At 42.5% G+C, this 20055-nt stretch carries 16 protein-coding genes and 1 pseudogene; 11 read left to right on the top strand and 6 right to left on the bottom strand.

The annotated features are described in order from the left end of the window. The first annotated feature begins 441 nt into the window (after positions 1-441). The gene (locus tag AB4249_RS06445) at positions 442-1896 is read left to right on the top strand and encodes an FAD-dependent oxidoreductase (RefSeq protein WP_017060081.1); all 1455 of its coding nucleotides are present in this window, start codon (positions 442-444) and stop codon (positions 1894-1896) included. A gap of 180 nt (positions 1897-2076) precedes the next feature. On the opposite strand, the gene AB4249_RS06440 is transcribed toward AB4249_RS06445, so the two are convergent. The 3 genes from AB4249_RS06440 to AB4249_RS06430 form a co-directional block, all read right to left on the bottom strand. Beyond that, a complete protein-coding gene (locus AB4249_RS06440; protein ID WP_372102572.1) occupies positions 2077-3027 on the bottom strand; it encodes a biotin-dependent carboxyltransferase family protein in 951 nt (316 codons plus the stop codon). Then, positions 3020-3772, bottom strand: coding sequence for an allophanate hydrolase subunit 1 (locus AB4249_RS06435; RefSeq protein WP_372102570.1), 753 nt, complete (start codon positions 3770-3772; stop codon positions 3020-3022). The genes AB4249_RS06440 and AB4249_RS06435 overlap by 8 nt, the downstream gene beginning before the upstream one ends. A gap of 134 nt (positions 3773-3906) precedes the next feature. Then, the gene (locus AB4249_RS06430) at positions 3907-4650 is read right to left on the bottom strand and encodes a 5-oxoprolinase subunit PxpA (RefSeq protein ID WP_017060084.1); all 744 of its coding nucleotides are present in this window, start codon (positions 4648-4650) and stop codon (positions 3907-3909) included. A 170-nt stretch (positions 4651-4820) separates the two neighbouring features. Between AB4249_RS06430 and AB4249_RS06425 the strand changes: the two genes are divergently transcribed. The 4 genes from AB4249_RS06425 (at position 4821) to galE (ending at position 8634) form a co-directional block, all read left to right on the top strand. Continuing rightward, positions 4821-5036 carry a hypothetical protein gene (locus AB4249_RS06425; RefSeq protein ID WP_102394477.1) on the top strand — a complete coding sequence of 72 codons (216 nt, stop codon included), beginning with the start codon at positions 4821-4823 and terminating at the stop codon, positions 5034-5036. Then, positions 5026-5562, top strand: a complete 537-nt coding sequence (locus tag AB4249_RS06420) for a YfiR family protein (protein WP_102333622.1) — start codon at positions 5026-5028, stop codon at positions 5560-5562. The genes AB4249_RS06425 and AB4249_RS06420 overlap by 11 nt, the downstream gene beginning before the upstream one ends. After that, the gene (locus tag AB4249_RS06415) at positions 5562-7538 is read left to right on the top strand and encodes a diguanylate cyclase domain-containing protein (protein WP_372102568.1); all 1977 of its coding nucleotides are present in this window, start codon (positions 5562-5564) and stop codon (positions 7536-7538) included. The genes AB4249_RS06420 and AB4249_RS06415 overlap by 1 nt, the downstream gene beginning before the upstream one ends. A gap of 82 nt (positions 7539-7620) precedes the next feature. Beyond that, a complete protein-coding gene (galE, locus tag AB4249_RS06410; RefSeq protein WP_017070527.1) occupies positions 7621-8634 on the top strand; it encodes a UDP-glucose 4-epimerase GalE in 1014 nt (337 codons plus the stop codon). A gap of 358 nt (positions 8635-8992) precedes the next feature. Here the strand turns inward: galE and AB4249_RS06405 are convergent, their stop codons facing one another. Further along, positions 8993-11140 carry a TonB-dependent hemoglobin/transferrin/lactoferrin family receptor gene (locus tag AB4249_RS06405; protein WP_010429656.1) on the bottom strand — a complete coding sequence of 716 codons (2148 nt, stop codon included), beginning with the start codon at positions 11138-11140 and terminating at the stop codon, positions 8993-8995. 222 nt (positions 11141-11362) lie between these two features. Here AB4249_RS06405 and AB4249_RS06400 point away from each other — a divergent pair, with 222 nt between their 5' ends. Further along, positions 11363-12250 carry a LysR family transcriptional regulator gene (locus AB4249_RS06400; RefSeq protein WP_372102566.1) on the top strand — a complete coding sequence of 296 codons (888 nt, stop codon included), beginning with the start codon at positions 11363-11365 and terminating at the stop codon, positions 12248-12250. Here the strand turns inward: AB4249_RS06400 and AB4249_RS06395 are convergent. Further along, complete coding sequence (locus AB4249_RS06395; RefSeq protein WP_372102564.1) at positions 12239-14923, bottom strand: GNAT family N-acetyltransferase; 2685 nt, start codon at positions 14921-14923, stop codon at positions 12239-12241. The genes AB4249_RS06400 and AB4249_RS06395 overlap by 12 nt on opposite strands. A 216-nt stretch (positions 14924-15139) precedes the next feature. On the opposite strand from AB4249_RS06395, the gene AB4249_RS06390 reads away from it, so the two are divergent. Together AB4249_RS06390 and AB4249_RS06385 are read left to right on the top strand one after the other, a co-directional pair. After that, positions 15140-15703 (top strand): SPOR domain-containing protein, encoded by a 564-nt coding sequence (locus tag AB4249_RS06390; protein ID WP_017060092.1) that lies wholly within the window; start codon positions 15140-15142, stop codon positions 15701-15703. A gap of 179 nt (positions 15704-15882) precedes the next feature. Then, the gene (locus AB4249_RS06385; protein WP_017064584.1) at positions 15883-16878 is read left to right on the top strand and encodes a D-alanine--D-alanine ligase; all 996 of its coding nucleotides are present in this window, start codon (positions 15883-15885) and stop codon (positions 16876-16878) included. A 155-nt stretch (positions 16879-17033) separates the two neighbouring features. Here the strand turns inward: AB4249_RS06385 and AB4249_RS06380 are convergent, their stop codons facing one another. Then, positions 17034-18002 (bottom strand): tyrosine-type recombinase/integrase, encoded by a 969-nt coding sequence (locus AB4249_RS06380; protein ID WP_017060094.1) that lies wholly within the window; start codon positions 18000-18002, stop codon positions 17034-17036. 100 nt (positions 18003-18102) lie between these two features. On the opposite strand from AB4249_RS06380, the gene AB4249_RS06375 reads away from it, so the two are divergent. The 3 genes and pseudogenes from AB4249_RS06375 to AB4249_RS06365 all read left to right on the top strand — a co-directional run. Then, entirely contained in the window at positions 18103-18471 is a 369-nt protein-coding gene (locus AB4249_RS06375; RefSeq protein WP_017060095.1) for a DUF3319 domain-containing protein, read from the top strand. A 3-nt stretch (positions 18472-18474) separates the two neighbouring features. Further along, positions 18475-18786, top strand: coding sequence for a stress response translation initiation inhibitor YciH (yciH, locus tag AB4249_RS06370; RefSeq protein WP_008221404.1), 312 nt, complete (start codon positions 18475-18477; stop codon positions 18784-18786). A gap of 1132 nt (positions 18787-19918) precedes the next feature. Next, a pseudogene (locus AB4249_RS06365) lies at positions 19919-20055 on the top strand (DUF1611 domain-containing protein); the annotation flags it as partial.

The raw sequence follows: 20055 nt of genomic DNA, 5'->3' as shown, positions 1-20055 counted from the left end.
ACCGTTTTTTATTTAACCAACCGGTAGCATAAGTAAAAAATATCGCACCTTAGATTCCACTGTTTTTAGCATTTTTTAAAACTAATTACCCAATAATGCCGATTTAATGAACAGCGGTTAGTCCCTGTAAACAAAGGGTTTGCGCAACTTAGCAAGAACGTTATCAACAGTTATCCACAAAAACGGTGGATAACTTTAGGGATAAGTTAACCGCTATGTTTTAAGAGTACTGAGGCAGCCTTTATGTGGCGTCACTTAGGACAAATTTGACTGTTAGAATAACCTTTAAAACCCTATCTGGAGTTATTGAGTCAAGAGATTATTTATGTTTTTTACATAGATATTAAATCCCGCCTATCTAAGACCTTGATAAAAATGTGTTTTAATTCATCGCAGAACAAAAGTAGAATAGAGGCAGTTAATCTTATTCTACAGAACACGATGAACCACAACAAAACGGATACAAATCAACCTTCTATTGCCATTGTTGGTGGTGGTATTGCCGGAACAACGAGCGCGATTCACTTTAGTGAGTTGGGTTTTAAGGTCACTATCTTAGAAAAAGGGCCGAGTTTGGTTAATGGTCCACCAATTTGCCACCTGCACGCTGGCGGCAATTTGTATCGAGATATTTCTGTAGAGCAGTGTCTTCAATTGCTCACACAGTCAATTGATACCGTCCGCTTATTTCCTCATACGATCAATATTCGTCCGACAATCATCGCCGTTCCGCACAGTGATGGTGGAGAGCCGTTGGATCTGCTTCCTCGTCTCAAGATAATCAAAAGCGCTTATGCCGATCTTGTTAAACAAGATAAAAGCAACCAAGTGCTCGGTGATCCGGAAGAGTATTATAAGCTGTACAGCAAAGAAGATTTATTAGCACTTTCTGCGAAAACACAGCCTCTGAAACCAACATCGCTTGATGATTGGTGTATTCCTTTCGCCAAGCATACGGATTTAGAGACCCTAAAGTATCCTGTTGCGATGGTCCAAGAGTATGGCTGGAGCGTATTCCGACTTTCTGCGACCGCTCAACTCTCTTTGGGGCAACAAGCTAACTGTACTGTGTTAACCAACAGCCGATTACAATCTGTTGAGTCGACAGGTCAAGGTTGGTCTTTGACTTATACCGATGCCGAAAACCAAAGCTGCCAACTAACGACCGATTACTTGATTAATGCGAGTGGGTTTGAAACGGGTATCGTAGATGACTTTGTTGGCTCTAAGCAACAAAGACTTGTTGAGTTTAAAGCTGCATACGTTACAGAGTGGCCATATTCGCAAGAATGTAAGGAAGAGTGGCCAGAAGTTATCTTCCATGGCCCGAGAGGCACACCGCAAGGCATGGCGCAATTAACGCCGTATGCTGATGGTGTGTTCCAACTTCACGGCATGACAGAAGGGATTACTCTGTTTGAGGGTGGGCTTGTTTCATCGTCAACAGACTCGTCACAGCCACAGTTGCCTTCGAAGCTGCTTAAGAAAATCGTATCGGGTTGGAGTGAAGATCAGCTTGAATTAAGAACTCGCGCGGCAATAACGCATATGTCTCAGTTCATCCCAAGTTTCAGTTCTGCATTGGTCGGTGGTAAACCTTTGTTTGGTGCACAACAGATTCCGGGAACCGATCCAAGCTTAAGAGCTTCAGACGTTTCATTCTGTGGGGATCGCTATGCTCGACTTGAAGTAGTAAAAGCTTCTTCAACATTAGAAGCGGCACAAAAGGTCGCTGAGCAATGGTTTGATGTATCAGAGGCGGCATCTATTGAAGACACACACTCAGTGACAATGTCACTTAATCTAAATGATATTGAAAACAGAGCGATAGATTTGACACAAGAACGTGGATACCCAGAAGCGCTTGCCAAGGTGTCAGGTCAAGATCACGCTTAATAGCCTATAATTAGTCTATCATCATCGACTGCGTTTAATTTCTTCAATTCGGCTTACTGTAATAGGTAAGCCGAATCTTCATTTCAACATCTGCTTAGATACCGAACCTCATCTAAATGACATCTTCCTAGTTGATTATTCTCAGCTACATAGCATTTAGCACATAACACATCGCAAAAACTAATAGCCGAAAAACTGAGCCCATTGGCACCAAACATCTTGTAAGCCCAAGCGATCGCCCTTGCTGAACGATATCGCATGTCCAGGTTTTGCTTGCGCCAAGCGTGGTAAATCGATTCTGGCGACACATCCTATCTTCGGATAACCACCTATGGTCTGTCTATCATTAAGCAGCACGATAGGCTGTCCATCTTGTGGAATTTGAATCGCACCTAGGGCAATGCCTTCTGACAATAGCGAAATGTCAGGCGAGTCGACGGGTTCGCCACTGAGTCGATAACCCATCCGATTTGAGTTTTGGTCAACGTGATACTGCGCGTTATACAAAGTCTCTTTTGCTGACTCGGAGAATAGCTCGCTTTGATAGCCTTCAATCACTCGTAGGTTCACGGGTAGATTGTAATCAGGCGTGTATCGGAAGGTAACACTCAACGCTTTAAATGGATGAGAGAGTTGGTGTTGGGTAAAAGCGATTTGTTGCCCTTGCTGGCATGGCTCGCCATCTTGCGTTAATCCACCAATCTTTTCACGAGTGACTGTAGAGCAGCTATCAAGAGTTGATGGAACATCGAAACCGCCCTTAATGGCTAAATACGCCCTTAGACCATTTTTAGGCAAACCAAATGAGAGAACTTGCCCCTTAAAAGCTTGAAAAGTGTTCCAGTTAGCCTGTGGTTTACCATCGAGTTTCGCTTGTAAATCACCCCCGCATAGTGCCATCTCACAATCAAAATCGATTCGTAACGCACATTGCCCAAGCGTGATTTCCAACGCCGCTTGGTTGACTGGGTTGCCCAATAGATGGTTGGCCCAGCTATAAGAGTAGTCATCAACCGGTCCACCTTGCGTTAATCCAAGATGAGCAACACCAAATCGCCCAAAGTCTTGAATCAAACTCAACGGGCCGGGCTTAATCACTGTCAGTGTTGGTTTAGTTTTTGTCTTAGCCATTTACGATGCCTCCACCTAACTCTACAAATTCTTTTTTTGAAATCGCTATGAAACGGACGGTATCACCAACATTAAGCAGAGACAGTGGTCTTTGCGTGATATCGGCATTCTTCAACTGGCTATGATCGAACAACGGAAGTGGGCAATTGCCAATAATATTCCAACCGCCCGGTGAATCCGAAGGGTACACAGCTGTTTTAGTATCCGCGATCGCGATGCTGCCTTTGGGCACATTTAAGCGTGGTGTCGAGTGGCGGGGCAAAGCAAGCTCATTAACCACATCCGACATAAAGGCAAAGCCAGGCGTAAACCCAATCGCACTGACGCTGTATGTCTGTGAGGTGTGATGTTGAATTATCTGGTCGAGCGACAGGCCTTTGTTTTGATATCGGTCTAAATCGAGCGCCGTTTCTGGTGAGTAATAGGCAGGAAGCTCAATCGTATCGCGAGTTTTACTAACACTAGAAAAGGACGACAGAGCATGACTCAACAAATTATTGAGCTGTTCAATGAGCTGCTGTTCTGATATTCGATAAGGGAGGTAATCGACCAATATTGTTTGGTAAGCCGGTGTCACATTCATCAACACCGATGCTAAGTTTTGGCGAATGGCATTGGAAAAGTGAGCTATGTATTGCGCATATTCGGCGCTAGATTGATTATTTGAAGGCGATAGCGTCAAGGTCACCAAAACGCTGCATTCCGCGACTGGCGCTATATTGAATTCAATCTGATTCGTCGTCATTTCGTTTCCATACGTTTGTTATCTTGCCTTTTTTAGCTTACTTGGCGTGTCTCACTTCCGTGTCCAAGCCAATACAAATCAATTAGATCTCACGAGCGATTAGACCATGCGTCATACCAATCACACGCTTCATACTAATTAAAAGCGTTGAGGTCTTGTCTGATTTTTCTAATTAATGCGATGGATTGAGGGTTATCACCATGAACACAGATAGTATCAGCTTCAATAGGCAGTCTTTCGCCCTCTAAAGTCGTAACCGAGCCATAGTTAATGATTTGCATAACTTGGTTATAGATATCGTCTTGATTGACGTAAACCGAGCCTTTTTGAGTACGTGGCGCTAATTGTCCGTTATTTAAATAAGCACGGTCGGCAAACGCTTCAAACAAGAGAGGCAAGTCATGGTCGTCAGCAATATCCAAATACTGTTGATTGTCTGATGAAGAGAGAATCATCAACGGGATGTTAAACTCAGCGACGGCTTGGGCTACCGCATTGAACACATCAATGTTTGCCATCATATCGTTATAAAGAGCGCCATGAGGTTTCACATAGCCAACAGTGGTATGGTGATAGCGGCAAAGGGCTTGTAATGCACCGACTTGATAACAAACCAGCTCACTGATTTCGTCCATGGTGTGTGGAATAGAACGGCGACCAAAACCAACGAGATCTTGATAACCGGGATGAGCACCAATTTGGGTGTGATAGTGCTGCGCCAGTTTTATCGTCTTGGACATAACGTGCGGATCAGACGCGTGGAAGCCACAAGCGATGTTTGCCATATCGACCCATTCCATGACCGACTCGTCATCGCCCATCTTCCAATTGCCGAAACTTTCTCCCATGTCGCAATTAAGCAAAATCTTCGTTGTCACGTGGTGCTAATCCTTTACGTTGAGGTAAGTAATGACGGTCTTATAAATACCATAAATAAACAGTGACCTAACTCAAACTTTCGACACCGTAGATTTACCAGTATGGCATTTCATATATAGTTGAACTATTGATTAAAGGATTAATATCTATCTGTATATTAGGTGAGCACATGATATCCCGCCAGGTTTGCTTAGGACTAGCATTAACGATACCTGTTTTTGTCTCTGCTCAAGAAAACTCTCTAGACCAGCTCATGTCGATGAGCCTTGAAGAGTTGTCTATGTTAGATGTCGAAATGGAAACGGCTTCGAAAGTGACACAAAAACTTACCGAGATTTGTGTCAACCAAGAGTCTGTATATGTGAGGATCTCTCATGAATTCTAAATGGCTTAAGCACCGCATTAAGCTCGGCTTATCTAAACTAGGCTTAGCGGCTTTAACGATGCTTATTGTGCCGTTGAACACCTCAGCTGCTAGCTTCAAACCTTATGAAGTGAAAGCGGTGTACCTTTTTAGAATTGCGAATTTTATACGTTGGAATGATGAAAGCTCAATGAACGCTGTGAACTTTTGTGTGATTGGCGATGAAAAGGTAAGCCAAGTGCTGACGTCAATTACCGAGGGGAAATCTATTCGTTCACTCGATATCCAAGTCCAACAGTCGATTACTTCTAAGTGCGATATTACGTATTTGTCTGACCGTAAAAATGACCAATTTCTTAGTCAAGAGCACTCGCCACATACTGTGACAATCAGTGATATGCCTAACTTTACGGACTTAGGTGGAATCATTGAACTCACGCACATCGATAATAAGCTCAAACCTAAGATCAACCTAGAGAACGCAAGGCGCGGTGACTACGCCATTGGCTCAAGCCTGTTACGAATCGCTATAGTGGAGGGCCAATAATGTTGTCTTTCATTAATAAGATATCGATTAAAAACAAGCTGATATTACCCATTATCATCTTTATCGCAGTCACTTTTGTCACGATTCAATCAGTAAATTACACTGTCACTTTTGAAAGGGAAAAAGAGAGTCTTCTCCAGCGTGTTAAAGTGCTTGCACAAGGTGTTGCTTATAACCTGCAAGCCGCGATTTTATTTGAAGACAAGTCATCGGCTCAGGAAATATTGTCAGCTTTCATCGCAGATAAAGATATTGTTAGAGTGAAGCTCTATGACATCAACGAACAGCTTTTTGCCAGCTATCAGGTGAGCAACACTCTGGTTCCAAGGCCAAACGCAGAAGAATTAGACGATATCGCCGATCATCAATTTGCCATCTCTGAGCATTTCATCTTCTTGCTCGTTCCAGTGACACTGGATGGCGCAGTGATCGCGAACTTGAGAGTAACAATATCGAAAGAGACGTTTAATTCGATCTTAACGAATATTTTCAAGGTTGCGGTCGTCTACCTGTTGTTTCTGGTGATGTTAGGCGGAGTAGTGGTCAAATTGGTGCAACGCTTGATTATCGAACCGATGTTTGACCTCAATGAGGCGATGCAAGCCTTTGTTGAGCGTCGTTCGAAGCAGCCTAAATTAGTCGTAACGAACCGCGATGAAATCGGCGATCTGGTTCGAGCTTTCAATACCATGTTAGAAAGGCTTCAACATCGCGATAACCAAATCAATTTTACGTTAGACAAGTTACAAGAAGAAAAATCATTCGCAAATGAGGTCATTGAAACCGTTCAGCACTCTTTGTTGGTGGTGGATGAAAAAGGGCTCATTCTTCATGCGAACGCAGCTACTCGGGATATTTTTAAATGCTCGGAAGCCTTTCTTGAGAATTTGTTGATCCAAGAGTTGATCGCGACCAAGCAAACGGGTTACTTACAAGATGTTATTGATGCCAATATTGAACTTAATGACGAATTGCTGGAAACCACCGATCTCTTTCAATCAAAACGCTGGCTTCGTGTGAGCAGTCGTTCTTTGACAAAACATGGTCGTATTCTTTATGCAATCCAAGATGTCACCGACATAGAAACGGCCATGAGTCGCCAACGTATTGCTGCGGGTGTTTTCGAAAACAGTAAAGACGGCTTGATCGTGCTCAACTCATCCAATGTGATAACCATGGTTAACCCGGCGATCACACAACTTCTCGGTTATCACTCTGATCTGCTGGTGGGCAAAACACCATTTGAAGTATTTTCGTGGCAGCAATTTTCATCATTGATGCCGACAATTCGCAGTTCGTTAGACAACTATGGTCAATGGCAAGGCGAAGTGTGGGAGAAAAGCGCGTCCGGCACGTTAGTTCCAATGTTTGTCAAAGTGAATCGAATTGCCTCAGACAACGAGAAAGACGAGTTTGATATGGTATTAACGCTGTCTGATTTATCCAACGTTAAAGAGATGGAAAGACTCGAACACTTGGCTCATCACGATGCATTAACCGGGTTAGCGAATAGAGCGCAGCTGTATAAGGTTATGGATGATGTTGTCACGTCGAGCCACTATTCAAATCAGCATTTTGCGGTTATTTACTTGGATTTGGATGGCTTCAAAGAAGTGAATGACAATTATGGTCACGATGCGGGTGACGAAATCCTTAAAGAAGTGTCAAACCGGTTATTATCTCAGGTAAGAGCGGGGGATTTGGTTGCACGTTTGTCGGGTGATGAATTTGTTCTTATTATTAAACAGACAAACAAAGTCTTATTAGCGAAGTTAGCCGAGCGATTGTTGGATCTGATCGGGCAAGAAGTGAATTATAAACAGCGTTCACTTCATGTTGGGGCGAGCTTAGGTATCAATTTAGTTGATGGCTCAGAGCGTGATATTGACGTGATTCTAAAGGTTGCTGATGAGGCTATGTACCAAGCGAAACGCAAAGGAAAAGGTCAGTTTGTGTTCGCTCGTGAGGGTAAATAGGCACCGGTGTTTGTGAGCTCACCCTAAGTTGTTGTATCATAAGTGATAGGTTGAATATTTTTAATTAAAAGGTCTGCTAAGCATGAATGTTTTAGTTACAGGTGGCATGGGTTACATTGGTAGCCATACAAGTATCCAGATGATCAACGCAGGTATGACACCTGTACTTTTTGATAGCTTGTACAACAGCAAACCAAGCGTTCTAGAGCGCATCGAAAAAGTCTCGGGCGTTCGTCCCAACTTCATTGAAGGTGACGTTCGTGATAAAGCGCTTTTGACTGAAACTATGAAGCAACACAACATCGAAGCGGTTATCCATTTTGCTGGTCTGAAAGCCGTCGGAGAGTCTGTGGAAAAGCCTCTTGAATACTACGACAACAACGTAAACGGCACTTTAGTTCTTGTTGATGCAATGCGTGATGCGGGTGTAAAAACCTTGGTATTTAGCTCTTCAGCAACGGTATACGGTGATCCTGCAAGTGTGCCAATTACTGAAGACTTCCCAACAAGCGCTACCAACCCATATGGTCGTAGTAAACTAATGGTTGAAGAGTGTTTAACCGATTTCCAAAAAGCCAATCCTGATTGGAGCATTACACTGCTGCGTTACTTTAACCCTGTAGGTTCACATCCAAGTGGTGAGCTAGGTGAAGACCCGCAAGGTATCCCAAATAACCTAATGCCATTTGTCTCTCAAGTAGCAGTGGGCCGCCGTGAATTCCTATCTGTATTTGGTAGCGATTATCCAACAAAAGACGGGACTGGCGTTCGCGATTACATCCACGTAATGGATCTGTCTGATGGCCACATCGCAGCGCTTGAGAAAGTAGGGTGCAAAGACGGTCTTCATATCTACAACCTTGGTACGGGTAACGGTTCAAGTGTATTAGACATGGTTAAAGCGTTTGAGAAAGCGAGCGGTAAAGATATCCCTTATAAGCTTGTTGAACGCCGTCCTGGTGACATCGCAGAGTGTTGGGCAGATCCAGCTAAAGCTCAGAAAGAACTGGGCTGGAATGCAAGCCGCACATTGGCTGAAATGACCGAAGATACATGGCGCTGGCAGTCAACAAACCCGAATGGATTCCCTGGTTAACCTAGTGGTTTCGTGAATGATTCAAAAATTAAAAGATGCTTTCGGGCATCTTTTTTGATCTTAATCGAATAAAAAGTAAATTAGTGGTTAAAAAGTATCATTCTGTATCCGCTGTGTTATTATGCTCGCGAATTATATGTTTAATGTTAATTTTCTTTGGAGTTAATCATGGAACTAGGCCTAATCATCACTTTCATCGTTGCTGCTGCAGTAATGGTTAAAAAAGAGATGGCAGAGAAGTAATTTCACTTATTACCTTTTTTATACAATTTTTTAGTGAAATAAATTAAAAGCCAGCAATTAAGCTGGCTTTTTAGTTTCTGCTGTATCAGATTCTGTCGTTAAGTTTTCTAACGAGTTAGAATTCGTATTTAGCTGAAATACCGTAGTTTCTTTCCGCTTGAGTGTTCTCTTTGTAAAGTTCATCATCACCGCGAATATCATTCCAACGGTAGTACTCTTCGTTAGTTAAGTTGAACACACCACCACGAATCGTCAGATCCTTCATTGGTTTGTAGTAAGCTGTTAAATCAACAACTGTTGCGCTTGGAAGCTCAGCCTGGCCTGCGTTACCGCCACTTTCGTCATCGAAGTTGATGTCTGAACCAGATTTGTCAGCTGTGTAGTTTAACTTAACGCTAGTACCCCAATTTTGGTTTGGCGCATCATAGTTAAGACCTAACACCGCATTCCAAGGGTTAACACTATTTAGTGCATTTCCGTTTCCGTCCTCACCCTCTGTGTATGAAGCTACGAAGTGAGTTGAAATACCCTTAGGCGCACCAACCAAGACATCCCAAAGTAACGTGTTCGAGAATTCAATCCCCTTTATCGTTGCCGAATCCAAGTTAACGTTAGAATAGTGCGTTGTTCCACCAACCTTTTTCGTAACCACTGTCTCGATAAAGTCATCGTAGTCACTGTAGTAGGCCGCGATTTCAGATGATGAAGCTTGAGTGTTGTGACGATAGCCTAGCTCGTATGAAATACTGGTTTCTGATTTAAGATCTGGATTTGGATCATTTACGTACCCATGTCCAGGGTTATCATATGTATAGTAAAGTTCATCAAAAGAAGGGGCTCTAAAGCCTTGGCTAATTTGGCCAAAAATAGTGCCTGTATCTGTAAGTTTGTATGTTGAACCTAAACGACCAGTTACCGCAGAATCTGAGAAATCACTCAACGTCTCAGTGGTGTTGTTACCAGGATCAGTTGAGAAATAGTCAAAGCGTACACCAGGGGTAACAATAAGTTTGTCATTCACTAAGCTAATTTCGTCTTGAATAAACAAGCCAAATTTTTGCTCCTTAGCATCTGGAGTATATACATAAAGTTGGTTATCAGTAGCAGGATCAGAGTTATACTCCATATTGGTGTTGCTGATGTCACTATGTGTATAAGTTGCACCATACACTAGGTAATGGTTGTTAATTTCTTTATCTAGCTGAGTCTCGATTTCAAGCTTATCTTCAGTGTACTCGTAGTCTTTTGTTTGTAAGTTGTCGTTGTTAGCTGGTACCCAAGGTGGCATACCTGGGCCTGCAGGTTTAAAGCGCTTAGTTACACCATTCTCTTCTTTAGAAATGTACGATACTTTACTCGTTACAGTATCGGCAATTGTGCCATCAGCGAACCAAATGTGCTTAATAGCGAATCGATTTTGCGTTGTGTCATCAGCACCTGTATAGCTATCGTAGCTTGAGTGGTAGATGTCAGAGTCTGAAGTATCTTTGATTAGCTCAGCTAAAAACTCGATACGATGACTTTCGTTTAACTGATATTGCAACTTAACCAAAAGATTATCTGCTGAAGTATCTTGACCTTCTACAGCGTAGTTCTCTAAGTCGTTAGGGTTACGGAAGTTTTGCAACTCTTCACCATCTCGACGAGTGTAGGCTACCAATGTTTCTAGGTCATCGAATCGATTAGCTAATGCAACGTGCTCACTGAAAGAGTTATCTTCTGAAGAGTAAGACAGTTTCGCTTGACCGCCAAAGTCTTCTCCATCTTTTAAGAAATCAGAAGGGTCTTTAGTTTCAAAGGCGACAACACCACCAATAGCGTCGCTTCCGTGTAAACTTGAAGCCGCACCTTTGATAATTTCGACACTTTTCAGCATATCGGGATCGATTGAAATACCGCTAGAGTTAATAAATGCGTAAGGGCCACCATCAAATGAACCTGGTTGCGATGAGCCATCCACTAAAATCTTTACGCGCTTACCTTCCATGCCACGAATGTTGATGGTTTGTGCACCTTGTCGAGAGCTCGAGTTCATCGTTACACCTGGAGTGTATTCGAAGATTTCGTTAACATTTTTTGCCATGTTCTCTTCGATTTGCTCATCGGAGATGACTGCAACAGAAGCCGCTGTATTGATAAGTGTTTGATTCGTGCGCGTCGAGGATACAACAACCTCATCAAATAGGGCATAATCTTCAGCAAAGGCTGACGTTGATGAAAGCGCTAAAACGATTGAAGCAGAGAGTAGGGATTGCTTATACATCTGATAGTTACCTTAGTTCCATAGTATTATCTTGATTTGCGAAGATGATATTGGATCTAAATGATAATTACTATTATTTGCATTTAATTAATTTTCAACTTTATCAACTAATTCATAATTAATGCTCTTAATCACTTGTATTAAAAAGACTTATTCAGTTCCATTCATTTTGTGAATGCTTCTGTTTTTGTGATGTAAATCTCAATTTATAGTAGGAAAGCTATGCATAGCCCAATAACACTTGAAGCATTACACATACTAGATGCTATCGATCGTCGTGGAAGTTTCGCCGCAGCAGCGAATGAAATGGACCGAGCGCCATCATCATTGAGTTACCAAATTCAGAAGTTGGAGCAAGATCTAGACATCATGATTTTTGATCGGTCTGGGCATCGTGCAAATTTCACGGAAGCGGGGCAGTTAATACTAGAACAAGGCAGGATAATTCTTGGTGCGACTGAACAACTCGTTAACGATGCGAGTATTCTTGCTAATGGTTGGGAGCTAGATCTAACTATCGCCTTTGATGGCATTATTCCGATTAGTAATTTTTTCTCACTGGTTGATGAACTAGGTAAAATCAGTAAAACACGCGTTCGTTTACAAGAAGAAATCTTAGCTGGATGTTGGGAATCTCTGGCCGATGGCCGAGCTGACTTACTTGTGTGCCCAAAGCTTGATACGATTCCAAACGACATTAAAAGTGACGTAATAGGTAAAATAGAAATGGTTTGGGTGGCAGCATCAAGCCACTATGTTCACAAGCGTTCTGGTGAATTCGATCAGAAGGCGAGAGAAAGTTACAGGGTTATTGCCATTGCAGACACCGCACGCGATCAACCCGCACTAAGTATTAATATATTAGAAAAACAACCACGCTTAACCGTAACGAGTTTCCCAGCAAAAGTAGAAGCTCTAACAACAGGGTTAGGCATAGGCACTTTACCGAGTGTTATCGCGGAACCACTGATTGAATCTGGTGTGCTTCAGCGAATTGTAGGAACGGAACCCCAAGCTATTGATATCGTCATGGCTTGGCGACGCAATAAAATGGGCGACGCCAAATCATGGTGTATTCAGCACCTTAAAAAGACATGGTCACTCAAGTAACGGCAACACCATATCCGCAGTACCGTCTTCAAAACTAATATCTAGCTCAAACCCCAACTTTTGAGCTAGTGTTAGCATGCCTCTGTTCGTTGGCATCGTCATACCCGACATCTGCTTGGTCTGCTTCGCACGGCAGTAATCGATAACCTTGGTCATAAGAATGCGACCTAGACCAACACCTTTAAGGTCAGAACGAATCAATATTGCGAATTCGGCGTCTGTGTTCTCAGGGTTAATCAGCGCACGGGACACGCCGATGATCGCTGGAACGCCTTGTTCCTCGCGAACGACCACAAAGGCGATTTCTCTATCGAAATCAATTTGAGTGAAATTCGCCAACGCCTCATGATTGAATTCACCGACATCACTAAAGAAACGCTTATAGAGATCTTCCTTAGACACACGGTTAATGAAGTCAGCATGAAGCGGTTCATCTTCGGGAAGAATAGGGCGTAACAACACTTCGGTTCCATCTTTTAGCTGGATACGTTCTTCAAGCTCGACCGGATAAGGGCGAATCGCAAGACGTTCCTGTGGATCGCCTTCGTACGCTTTCAAGATGATATCGGCATCTAATATCGTGAACTTGTCACCATTGGCCAGTACTGGATGGATATCCAAATCATGTATTTCAGGGCAATCCACTACCATTTGCGATATACGTACCAATAACTCAGACAAACCTTCTATATCGATGGGGTTAGGGAGTTTTTGTAGACGAATCTTGCCGCTTTTTATCGCTCGAATAATCAAGTAACGCGCCAGTGTCATGTTGAGCGGTGGAAAAGCAGCTGCGGCATCAATCGACTCATCCCACTCCGAACCACCTTGTCCAAGTAATATGATTGGGCCGAAGGTTTCGTCTGTTGTAACCTTAATACGCAACTCTTGGCCGCCCGCGAGCTTAGCCATACCTTGAATTAACAAGCCGTGGATGTTTGCTGTAGGGAAGGATAATTGAGAACGATCGAGAATTGCCTGAGCCGCATTGGCAACTTCACTGCTGTTTCGCAAATTGAGCATCACGCCTTGTACGTCTGACTTATGTGCAATATCCGGCGAACGTAATTTTACTGCGACGGGATAACCGATCGTTTCAGCGATGTGTACCGCTTCACTTGGGTCAGAAGCGATCCAAGTTGGTAACACATCGAGGTTGAAGCTCTTGAAAAACTGACTGTTTTGGTGAGTATCAAGGCTAACTGTATCTTTATCCAGTAGTTTTCTTTCTATCCAACCTTTCGCATCTGCTAGATCTTCAATGTGTACTTTTTCTGCAGTGGTCGGCGTTTCCATTAACTGACGTTGGTTACGTCTGTACTCGACTAAGTGCATGAATGCGACCACAGAGCTTTCAGGGGTCCGATAAGTTGGGAAACCCGCTTCGGTAAACAGCTTTCGTGCGGGCCTTGCTGTTAGCTCACCAGACCAATTCGTCAGGATGTTAAAGCGCTTGTGGCGAGGGTGCTTCTTAATCGCTTCAATAATTCGTTCTGCCGTTTTAGCGGAATGTGCGACCGCTGAAGGGCTGTGCATGATAAGAATCGCGTCTGCTTCATCGCCATCGAGTAAGATGTTTATAGTGTCGATATAACGTTGATCACCAGCGTCGCCGACAATATCGATAGGATTGCTATGAGACCAACTCGATGGCAAAACCTTGTTCAACTTATCAAGTGTCTCTTCTGAAAACTCTGCGAGCTTACCACCGCGGTCAAATAGGGTGTCCACAGCCATAATCGCAGGGCCGCCACCATTAGTAACAATAGCCAAGCGCTCGCCTCGCAATGGTACTGAATGAGTCAGTGTTTCTACCGCAGCAAACAGTTCATGTAAGTTCTTAACTCGTAGCATGCCGCTGCGTCGGATTGCGGAATCATAAATAATATCTAATGTGTCGGCACCGCCAGTGTGAGCCATTGCTGCGGCTCTGCCTTTCGCCGTTCGACCGCCTTTCAACACCAAAATTCGTCGGTTACGCGAAGCCGCACGCGCTGCAGAAATAAAGCGCCTCGCATCAGTAATGCTGTCTACATAAAGCAATATCGCTTCGGTGTGAGAGTCGGTACTGAGATAATCCAATAACTCCGAGAATTCGATATCGCTACCATTGCCTATAGAGATAAACGCCGAAAAACCGATCTCTTTGTCATTAGCCCAATCGAGAATAGTGGTACACACAGCTGCCGACTGAGAAACAAAGGCGATCTTACCGGGTAATGCTGTCACTGGAGAGAATGAGGCGTTCAAATTTAACCAAGGGACAATCACCCCCAAACTATTGGAACCCAACACTCGAATGTTGTGCTTTTTGGCAATCGCTAGGCATCGTTCATCATACGTCTCACCATTATCGCTTTCTTGCTGCATGTCTGAAGAAAGCACAATGACAGAGGCTATACCTTTCTCAGCCAGTTCTTCAAAAATAGCGACATTACGGGTCGCATTGGTACACAAGATTGCGAGGTCAGGAACAATCGGTAACGACAAAATGTTCTTGTAAGAAAGCACACCGGCCACTGAATCATATTTCGGCGTAACCGGCATCACCGCACCTTTAAAATCCCCATGCAACAAATTGTTCATAACAATATATCCTGCGCGTGTTTCTCGTTGAGAAGCACCAACAACAGCGATTGAACGGGGTTTAAGTAGGGGATCAAGATGATTCATAGACATATCCTAGCAATGCACGTAAGTTCATCGTAACTTACTTTGCACTCACGGGTTGATGGCAAATTCACCGAATTCAGATGAATAAGCAAACACTGCATAAAGTTTGTGAAATAGGTCACCCACTAATGGTGTATAATCCCAAAGTTAACTTGATTCTAAACCGACGTATCGGCATGATTTATAGTAATTATTATTAAGGATATAGAGCTTTCCATGAAAAAATTTGCAATTGTGACTTTGCCACTGCTCTTGGCTGCGTGTGTATCTGACGACTACGTTACCAATGTCACTTCAGATAGTTATCAAGAAGAGTACAAAACGGCAAAAGTTGAAGCTCCAGTTGTATCTCAATCTGAGCAAACAAGCGTTGTTGAAGAAAATGTTGTCAACGTTATCAGAACCGAACCTGTTGAACAGAAAGTCGCTCAAACGACTAAAGCTAAGCCAGTTGCAGTAGTGACAGGCCCAACCAAGAAACAACAAGACATGAACCAACGTTTTGGTTACACAGTTCAAGTTGTTGCTGTTGGCAGCCAAAGTAAAGTCGATTCTTTCGTGAAAATGCTACCTACGACTTCTCAACCAGTTTGGGAAAACTACAAAATGGTTAACGGCACTAAGTGGTTCACGGTACTTTATGGTGACTACGCAACACGCTTAGAAGCTAAAAAGGCAATCTCAACACTGCCGAACACTTTCCAAAACTTGAAGCCGTTCGTTAAGAGCATTGATGACATCAAGAACTCTGAATACCCAACGCTTAACAAGTTGAACTAAGTTTTGATTCATAAAGAAGGGGCAAATGCTCCTTCTTTTGTTTTAAGACTCGCTGTTTTGTTTAATAGTTAATCGCTCGATCTTTCGAGCGCAATTTTAACAATCAAAACACTGTACCTATCTCGACTTTTGTTTATCATTGAAGTCAGTACTCCTAGTTTCAAGGACCGAATTTACCCATGAACACCACAAACATCCTTCTACTTTGCGGCGGTGGATCTTCAGAGCATGAAGTATCTTTAGTTTCAGCCAATTACCTTTTTGAACAACTTAATAGCGTTGCAGATTTTAACGTTGTAAGAGTTGAAATTAAGAACGAAGGCTGGTGTCTTGATTCAGGTGAATTGGTTTATCTTGATATTAACGACCAAACCTTACGCGGTGACAATTTAGCATCTAAAGTCGATTTCATTGTGCCTTGCATACACGGTTTCCCAGGTGAAACAGGTGACATTCAATCACTGTTTGAAATGGCTAAAATTCCATACCTAGGTTGTGGTCCAGAAGCAAGCAACAACAGCTTTAACAAAATCACGTCAAAGCTTTGGTACGACGCACTTGGTATTCCAAACACGCCGTACCTGTTCTTATCAGACAACAATGATCAAGCTCACTCACAAGCAACTCAAGCATTTGAAAAGTGGGGTAAAGTGTTTGTGAAAGCGGCTCGTCAAGGTTCTTCTGTAGGTTGTTACCAAGTTAACCAAGTAGAAGATTTAAGCGAGGCTATCAACAAGGCGTTCACTTTCTCGGACCAAGTATTGGTTGAGAAATCAGTGGTGCCTAGAGAGCTAGAAATTGCTGCTTATGAAATCGATGGCGAGCTACACATCAGCAAGCCGGGTGAGGTGATTGCACCGAATGGCGCATTTTACTCTTACGAAGAGAAGTACAGTGCAGACAGCCACTCGATCACTGAAGTTGAAGCAAGTAATTTAACTGACGAACAGCGTGAATTGATTGCAGACAGCGCACGAAAAGTCTTCACCCAGATGAAGCTTCGTCACTTGTCTCGTATCGACTTCTTTTTAACGCAAGACAACGAGATCTACCTGAACGAAGTCAACACCTTCCCAGGTATGACGCCAATCTCCATGTTCCCTAAAATGGTTGAGCATGACGGCCACAAATTCAGCCAGTTCTTAGAAAACTGCGTGAGAACAAGCCTTTCTTAGGTTTCTAACTCGTTTTCGTTCACTTAGAGCTGAACCAACAAGTGCCTTGAGCTTTCGCCAAGGCGCTTTTTGTTTTTAACGCTAACCGTTTTTACAAATATCGTTTTAACCATAACTTATATCAAAATAGTAATATCCAAGTAATCTGCGACCCGTCATTGCCAAGGTATTAACGCCTTAAACTTCATCTTCTCACTATCAGCCGTTCCCGTGAAACCGACATATTGAGCTGGCATTGCCGGGCTAAGCCAACGACCAAAGTCCTGAATCTCTCTCACCTTAAGACCTTGTTTCGACAACTCTTGTGCAGCACCAACACGAATCGAATTTCCAGAGAAATGGTGATTTTCTGGCAGTTGAAGTAAGTCGCTAGCTCTTCTCAATATCCTATAGATGGACGAATCATCTAAAGGCTGCAAACCAATATTCTCATGCTTGTCTATCGCACGAAATACTGGCAAGTCATCTTGTATACCAGTAAACGAAAGCCAACGTTGAAGTGCAACACTGGCTATTTGTGACAACTGATAAGCCGAATCTTTGACTGTTACTTGGTAATGATCTTCAACGTACTCAACATCACTCATCGATAACAACTTAAGCTCTGAGCGCTTTAAAGCACACTCGAACATCACGTTATAAATAGCAATGTCTCTGATCTCTTTCAGGTTTGCTTTCTCATGGGAGAGTAACGTATTCAAATCAGTGAGATGCACAGATGTCATAGCATTGGTTTGTTTAGCGTCACCGGCCATTTGAGATTGTAAGTGGAGTAGGGTAAAGCGAACTTGCCTGTGCTTGATCGGGTTAGCAAAGCTCAACACAGTATGTAACATGCTAAGCGTTGCAGTGTAACGTTTTAGCGATGCGTATTTTCTATCGTTAGACTCCGTTTCAAGAAAACGACGAACAGCGGTTATAGATGCGGGAAGTGTGTTAATACGATGTTTGGTACAGAACGCATGATAGCGATTCCAATCACTGTAAATGCCCAACAGTGAATTGCGAGAGTATTGAAATCCTGTCAACTCATCTATAATTTCTATTGTCGCGTTGCTGTTTAATTTTTCAACAAATGAATTAATTATCACAGAGTCAGTTAAAATAGGGACTTTTTTTCTCAAATTACCATACCTCGACAGGTGTTTTTACCATATTATGCTTGATATCATTATTAGTATACTTATGATTAATGCAGTGAAAACAGAAAGATGATTAATAGATATGGCTAATTCAATTTACCGAAGCGTCCATCTTCAATCGATAGATGCTAACAACACAGTTTGGCGTGCTAAGTTAAAAAACAACGTTATTCAGGGCAACCTAGCTGCCGTGAAAAAGAGTATTGATTGGTGGATTGATACCGCATCTATTATTGATCCAAAAGAATTCATGTCATTAAATAAGTCGAGAGGAACTGGTGGCTCGACTGAAAACTTCAACGGCTACCAAATCAAGAATGACACCGGTGAGCCTAATGCGTGGTATTGCATGTTTAACGGTCGCTTAATCAAAGGCGGCAAGGTTGCAATCCAACGCCATATAGAAGCTTACTTACTCGCAAAACAAAAAGCAGAGCAACAAAAGAAGTAAATTATGAGCCTAGTATATTCAACAGAAACAGGTCGCATTAAGCCTGAAGAAGAGAAAGTCCAACGTCCTAAAGGCGATGGTATCGTTCGAATCCAAAAAGAAACCAAAGGCCGTAAAGGCAAAGGCGTTTCTGTCGTAACTGGCTTAGACCTAGATGACGCACCATTAAAACTAATGGCAGCAGAACTCAAGAAAGTTTGCGGCTGCGGTGGCTCAGTAAAAGATGGCAACATCGAAATTCAAGGTGACGCGCGCGACAAGATCAAAGCGCACCTTGAAAAGAAAGGCTACAAAGTTAAATTTGCTGGCGGTTAATCTCTAACTAATACCAGGGTTAAAATCGAAGATTATTATCACTGGTTATTAGGTATTTTATGGTAAATAGCCAGTTTGGTTAAATACACAGTATAAATTAGAGAATATCGGCACAATACAAAGGCAGGGCATCACACAAAGATACCTGCCTTATAAACATCAAAATCCATTTAACTATTCTGGGTTAAGGCTATGTTCATAACTCGAATGGGAAATATAAACCCTTATTTTCAATGATTTACACGAGAAACTCATGTTAGGTTTGGTTCATGAACATACTTTAACTTCATAAGTAGCTATTTAGAAGTATAAAAACCAACCAAAACAGAGGTTTCAGGTTCATGAAGTTGAATGATTAACGTTGTGATTTTCATCACATAAAAAATAGCCATTTAACTTTAGACCCATAAGAGGCTCACCAATAAAACGTCCAGTAAATTCAATATTTATTGATATCGACTGCCAAGGAGTTAATGGGGAAGAGTGGGGAGTGTTGTAAAACAATCCTCTGTTTTCCTGACATCAAAAGCATTCGACCATACCTCCACGCCAGCGAAGCAAGGTGTAAAATAACCCATCAAAACTATCTAATGACTTTAATCCCTCAAAATTAGAATTTTACTTAGTCCAATATAAAGCCACGATCATTACGTTTCTGGATGAGTAAAGTGCGAACAAGGTCAATTCAAATCTGTAGATTGTATATTTCTAGCACCTAAGACCCAAATTGTAGTAACTCATACTAGATCTTACACACACGCTGGTTAGTCACGACTAGCTCGTACAAGCCGACTTGTTGGTATCGTAACTCATTCTTGGACAAAAACGCGTTAAACTCAAAACTCTAATTCACTTAACTGATATTAGAAAAAGTATCTTGAAACCTTAAAGCTGAGAGGTTGCTACGGCGACGTTGAACAATGAGTCTTAGATCTCTAATCAGTCACGTTAGTATGGGTGAAGCCTGAAAGTGATAGACTTAGAAAGCGTATTAATAATAACCAACAAAAGTCTGGTGAGTGTGTTACCTTGGTTGTTATCCCTACCGCTTAGTGGGGACTTCTTTTCTTTTCCGAACTCGCATCTCGGCACTCCTTAGTTGCCCTCCTAAGCCTCACCGCAGGCTTTAATTATGTCCATTTCAACTCAAAAGTTAAGAAACATCTTCAAACTCACTAGAATTGAAAATGTAGAAATCAACAACGACGTACCCCATTTCGCACCTTGGTTACCACTTGCTCAGAAAGTCAAACCAGTCATCCCTTCTGC

It is taken from the genome of Vibrio sp. 10N.261.55.F4, from assembly GCF_041470465.1.
Taxonomy (GTDB): Bacteria; Pseudomonadota; Gammaproteobacteria; order Enterobacterales; family Vibrionaceae; genus Vibrio; species Vibrio crassostreae_C.
This window is presented reverse-complemented; position numbering and strand designations above follow the sequence as displayed.

Bases quoted from the DNA above. Each gene is read 5' to 3' on its own strand.
- AB4249_RS06400 (WP_372102566.1), top strand. From the start codon at position 11,363: ATGCATAGCCCAATAACACTTGAAGCATTACACATACTAGATGCTATC.
- AB4249_RS06375 (WP_017060095.1), top strand. From the start codon at position 18,103: ATGGCTAATTCAATTTACCGAAGCGTCCATCTTCAATCGATAGATGCT.
- AB4249_RS06420 (WP_102333622.1), top strand. From the start codon at position 5,026: ATGAATTCTAAATGGCTTAAGCACCGCATTAAGCTCGGCTTATCTAAA.
- AB4249_RS06395 (WP_372102564.1), bottom strand. From the start codon at position 14,923: ATGAATCATCTTGATCCCCTACTTAAACCCCGTTCAATCGCTGTTGTT.
- AB4249_RS06415 (WP_372102568.1), top strand. From the start codon at position 5,562: ATGTTGTCTTTCATTAATAAGATATCGATTAAAAACAAGCTGATATTA.
- yciH (WP_008221404.1), top strand. From the start codon at position 18,475: ATGAGCCTAGTATATTCAACAGAAACAGGTCGCATTAAGCCTGAAGAA.
- AB4249_RS06405 (WP_010429656.1), bottom strand. From the start codon at position 11,140: ATGTATAAGCAATCCCTACTCTCTGCTTCAATCGTTTTAGCGCTTTCA.
- AB4249_RS06425 (WP_102394477.1), top strand. From the start codon at position 4,821: ATGATATCCCGCCAGGTTTGCTTAGGACTAGCATTAACGATACCTGTT.
- AB4249_RS06440 (WP_372102572.1), bottom strand. From the start codon at position 3,027: ATGGCTAAGACAAAAACTAAACCAACACTGACAGTGATTAAGCCCGGC.
- AB4249_RS06390 (WP_017060092.1), top strand. From the start codon at position 15,140: ATGAAAAAATTTGCAATTGTGACTTTGCCACTGCTCTTGGCTGCGTGT.
- galE (WP_017070527.1), top strand. From the start codon at position 7,621: ATGAATGTTTTAGTTACAGGTGGCATGGGTTACATTGGTAGCCATACA.
- AB4249_RS06435 (WP_372102570.1), bottom strand. From the start codon at position 3,772: ATGACGACGAATCAGATTGAATTCAATATAGCGCCAGTCGCGGAATGC.
- AB4249_RS06445 (WP_017060081.1), top strand. From the start codon at position 442: ATGAACCACAACAAAACGGATACAAATCAACCTTCTATTGCCATTGTT.
- AB4249_RS06385 (WP_017064584.1), top strand. From the start codon at position 15,883: ATGAACACCACAAACATCCTTCTACTTTGCGGCGGTGGATCTTCAGAG.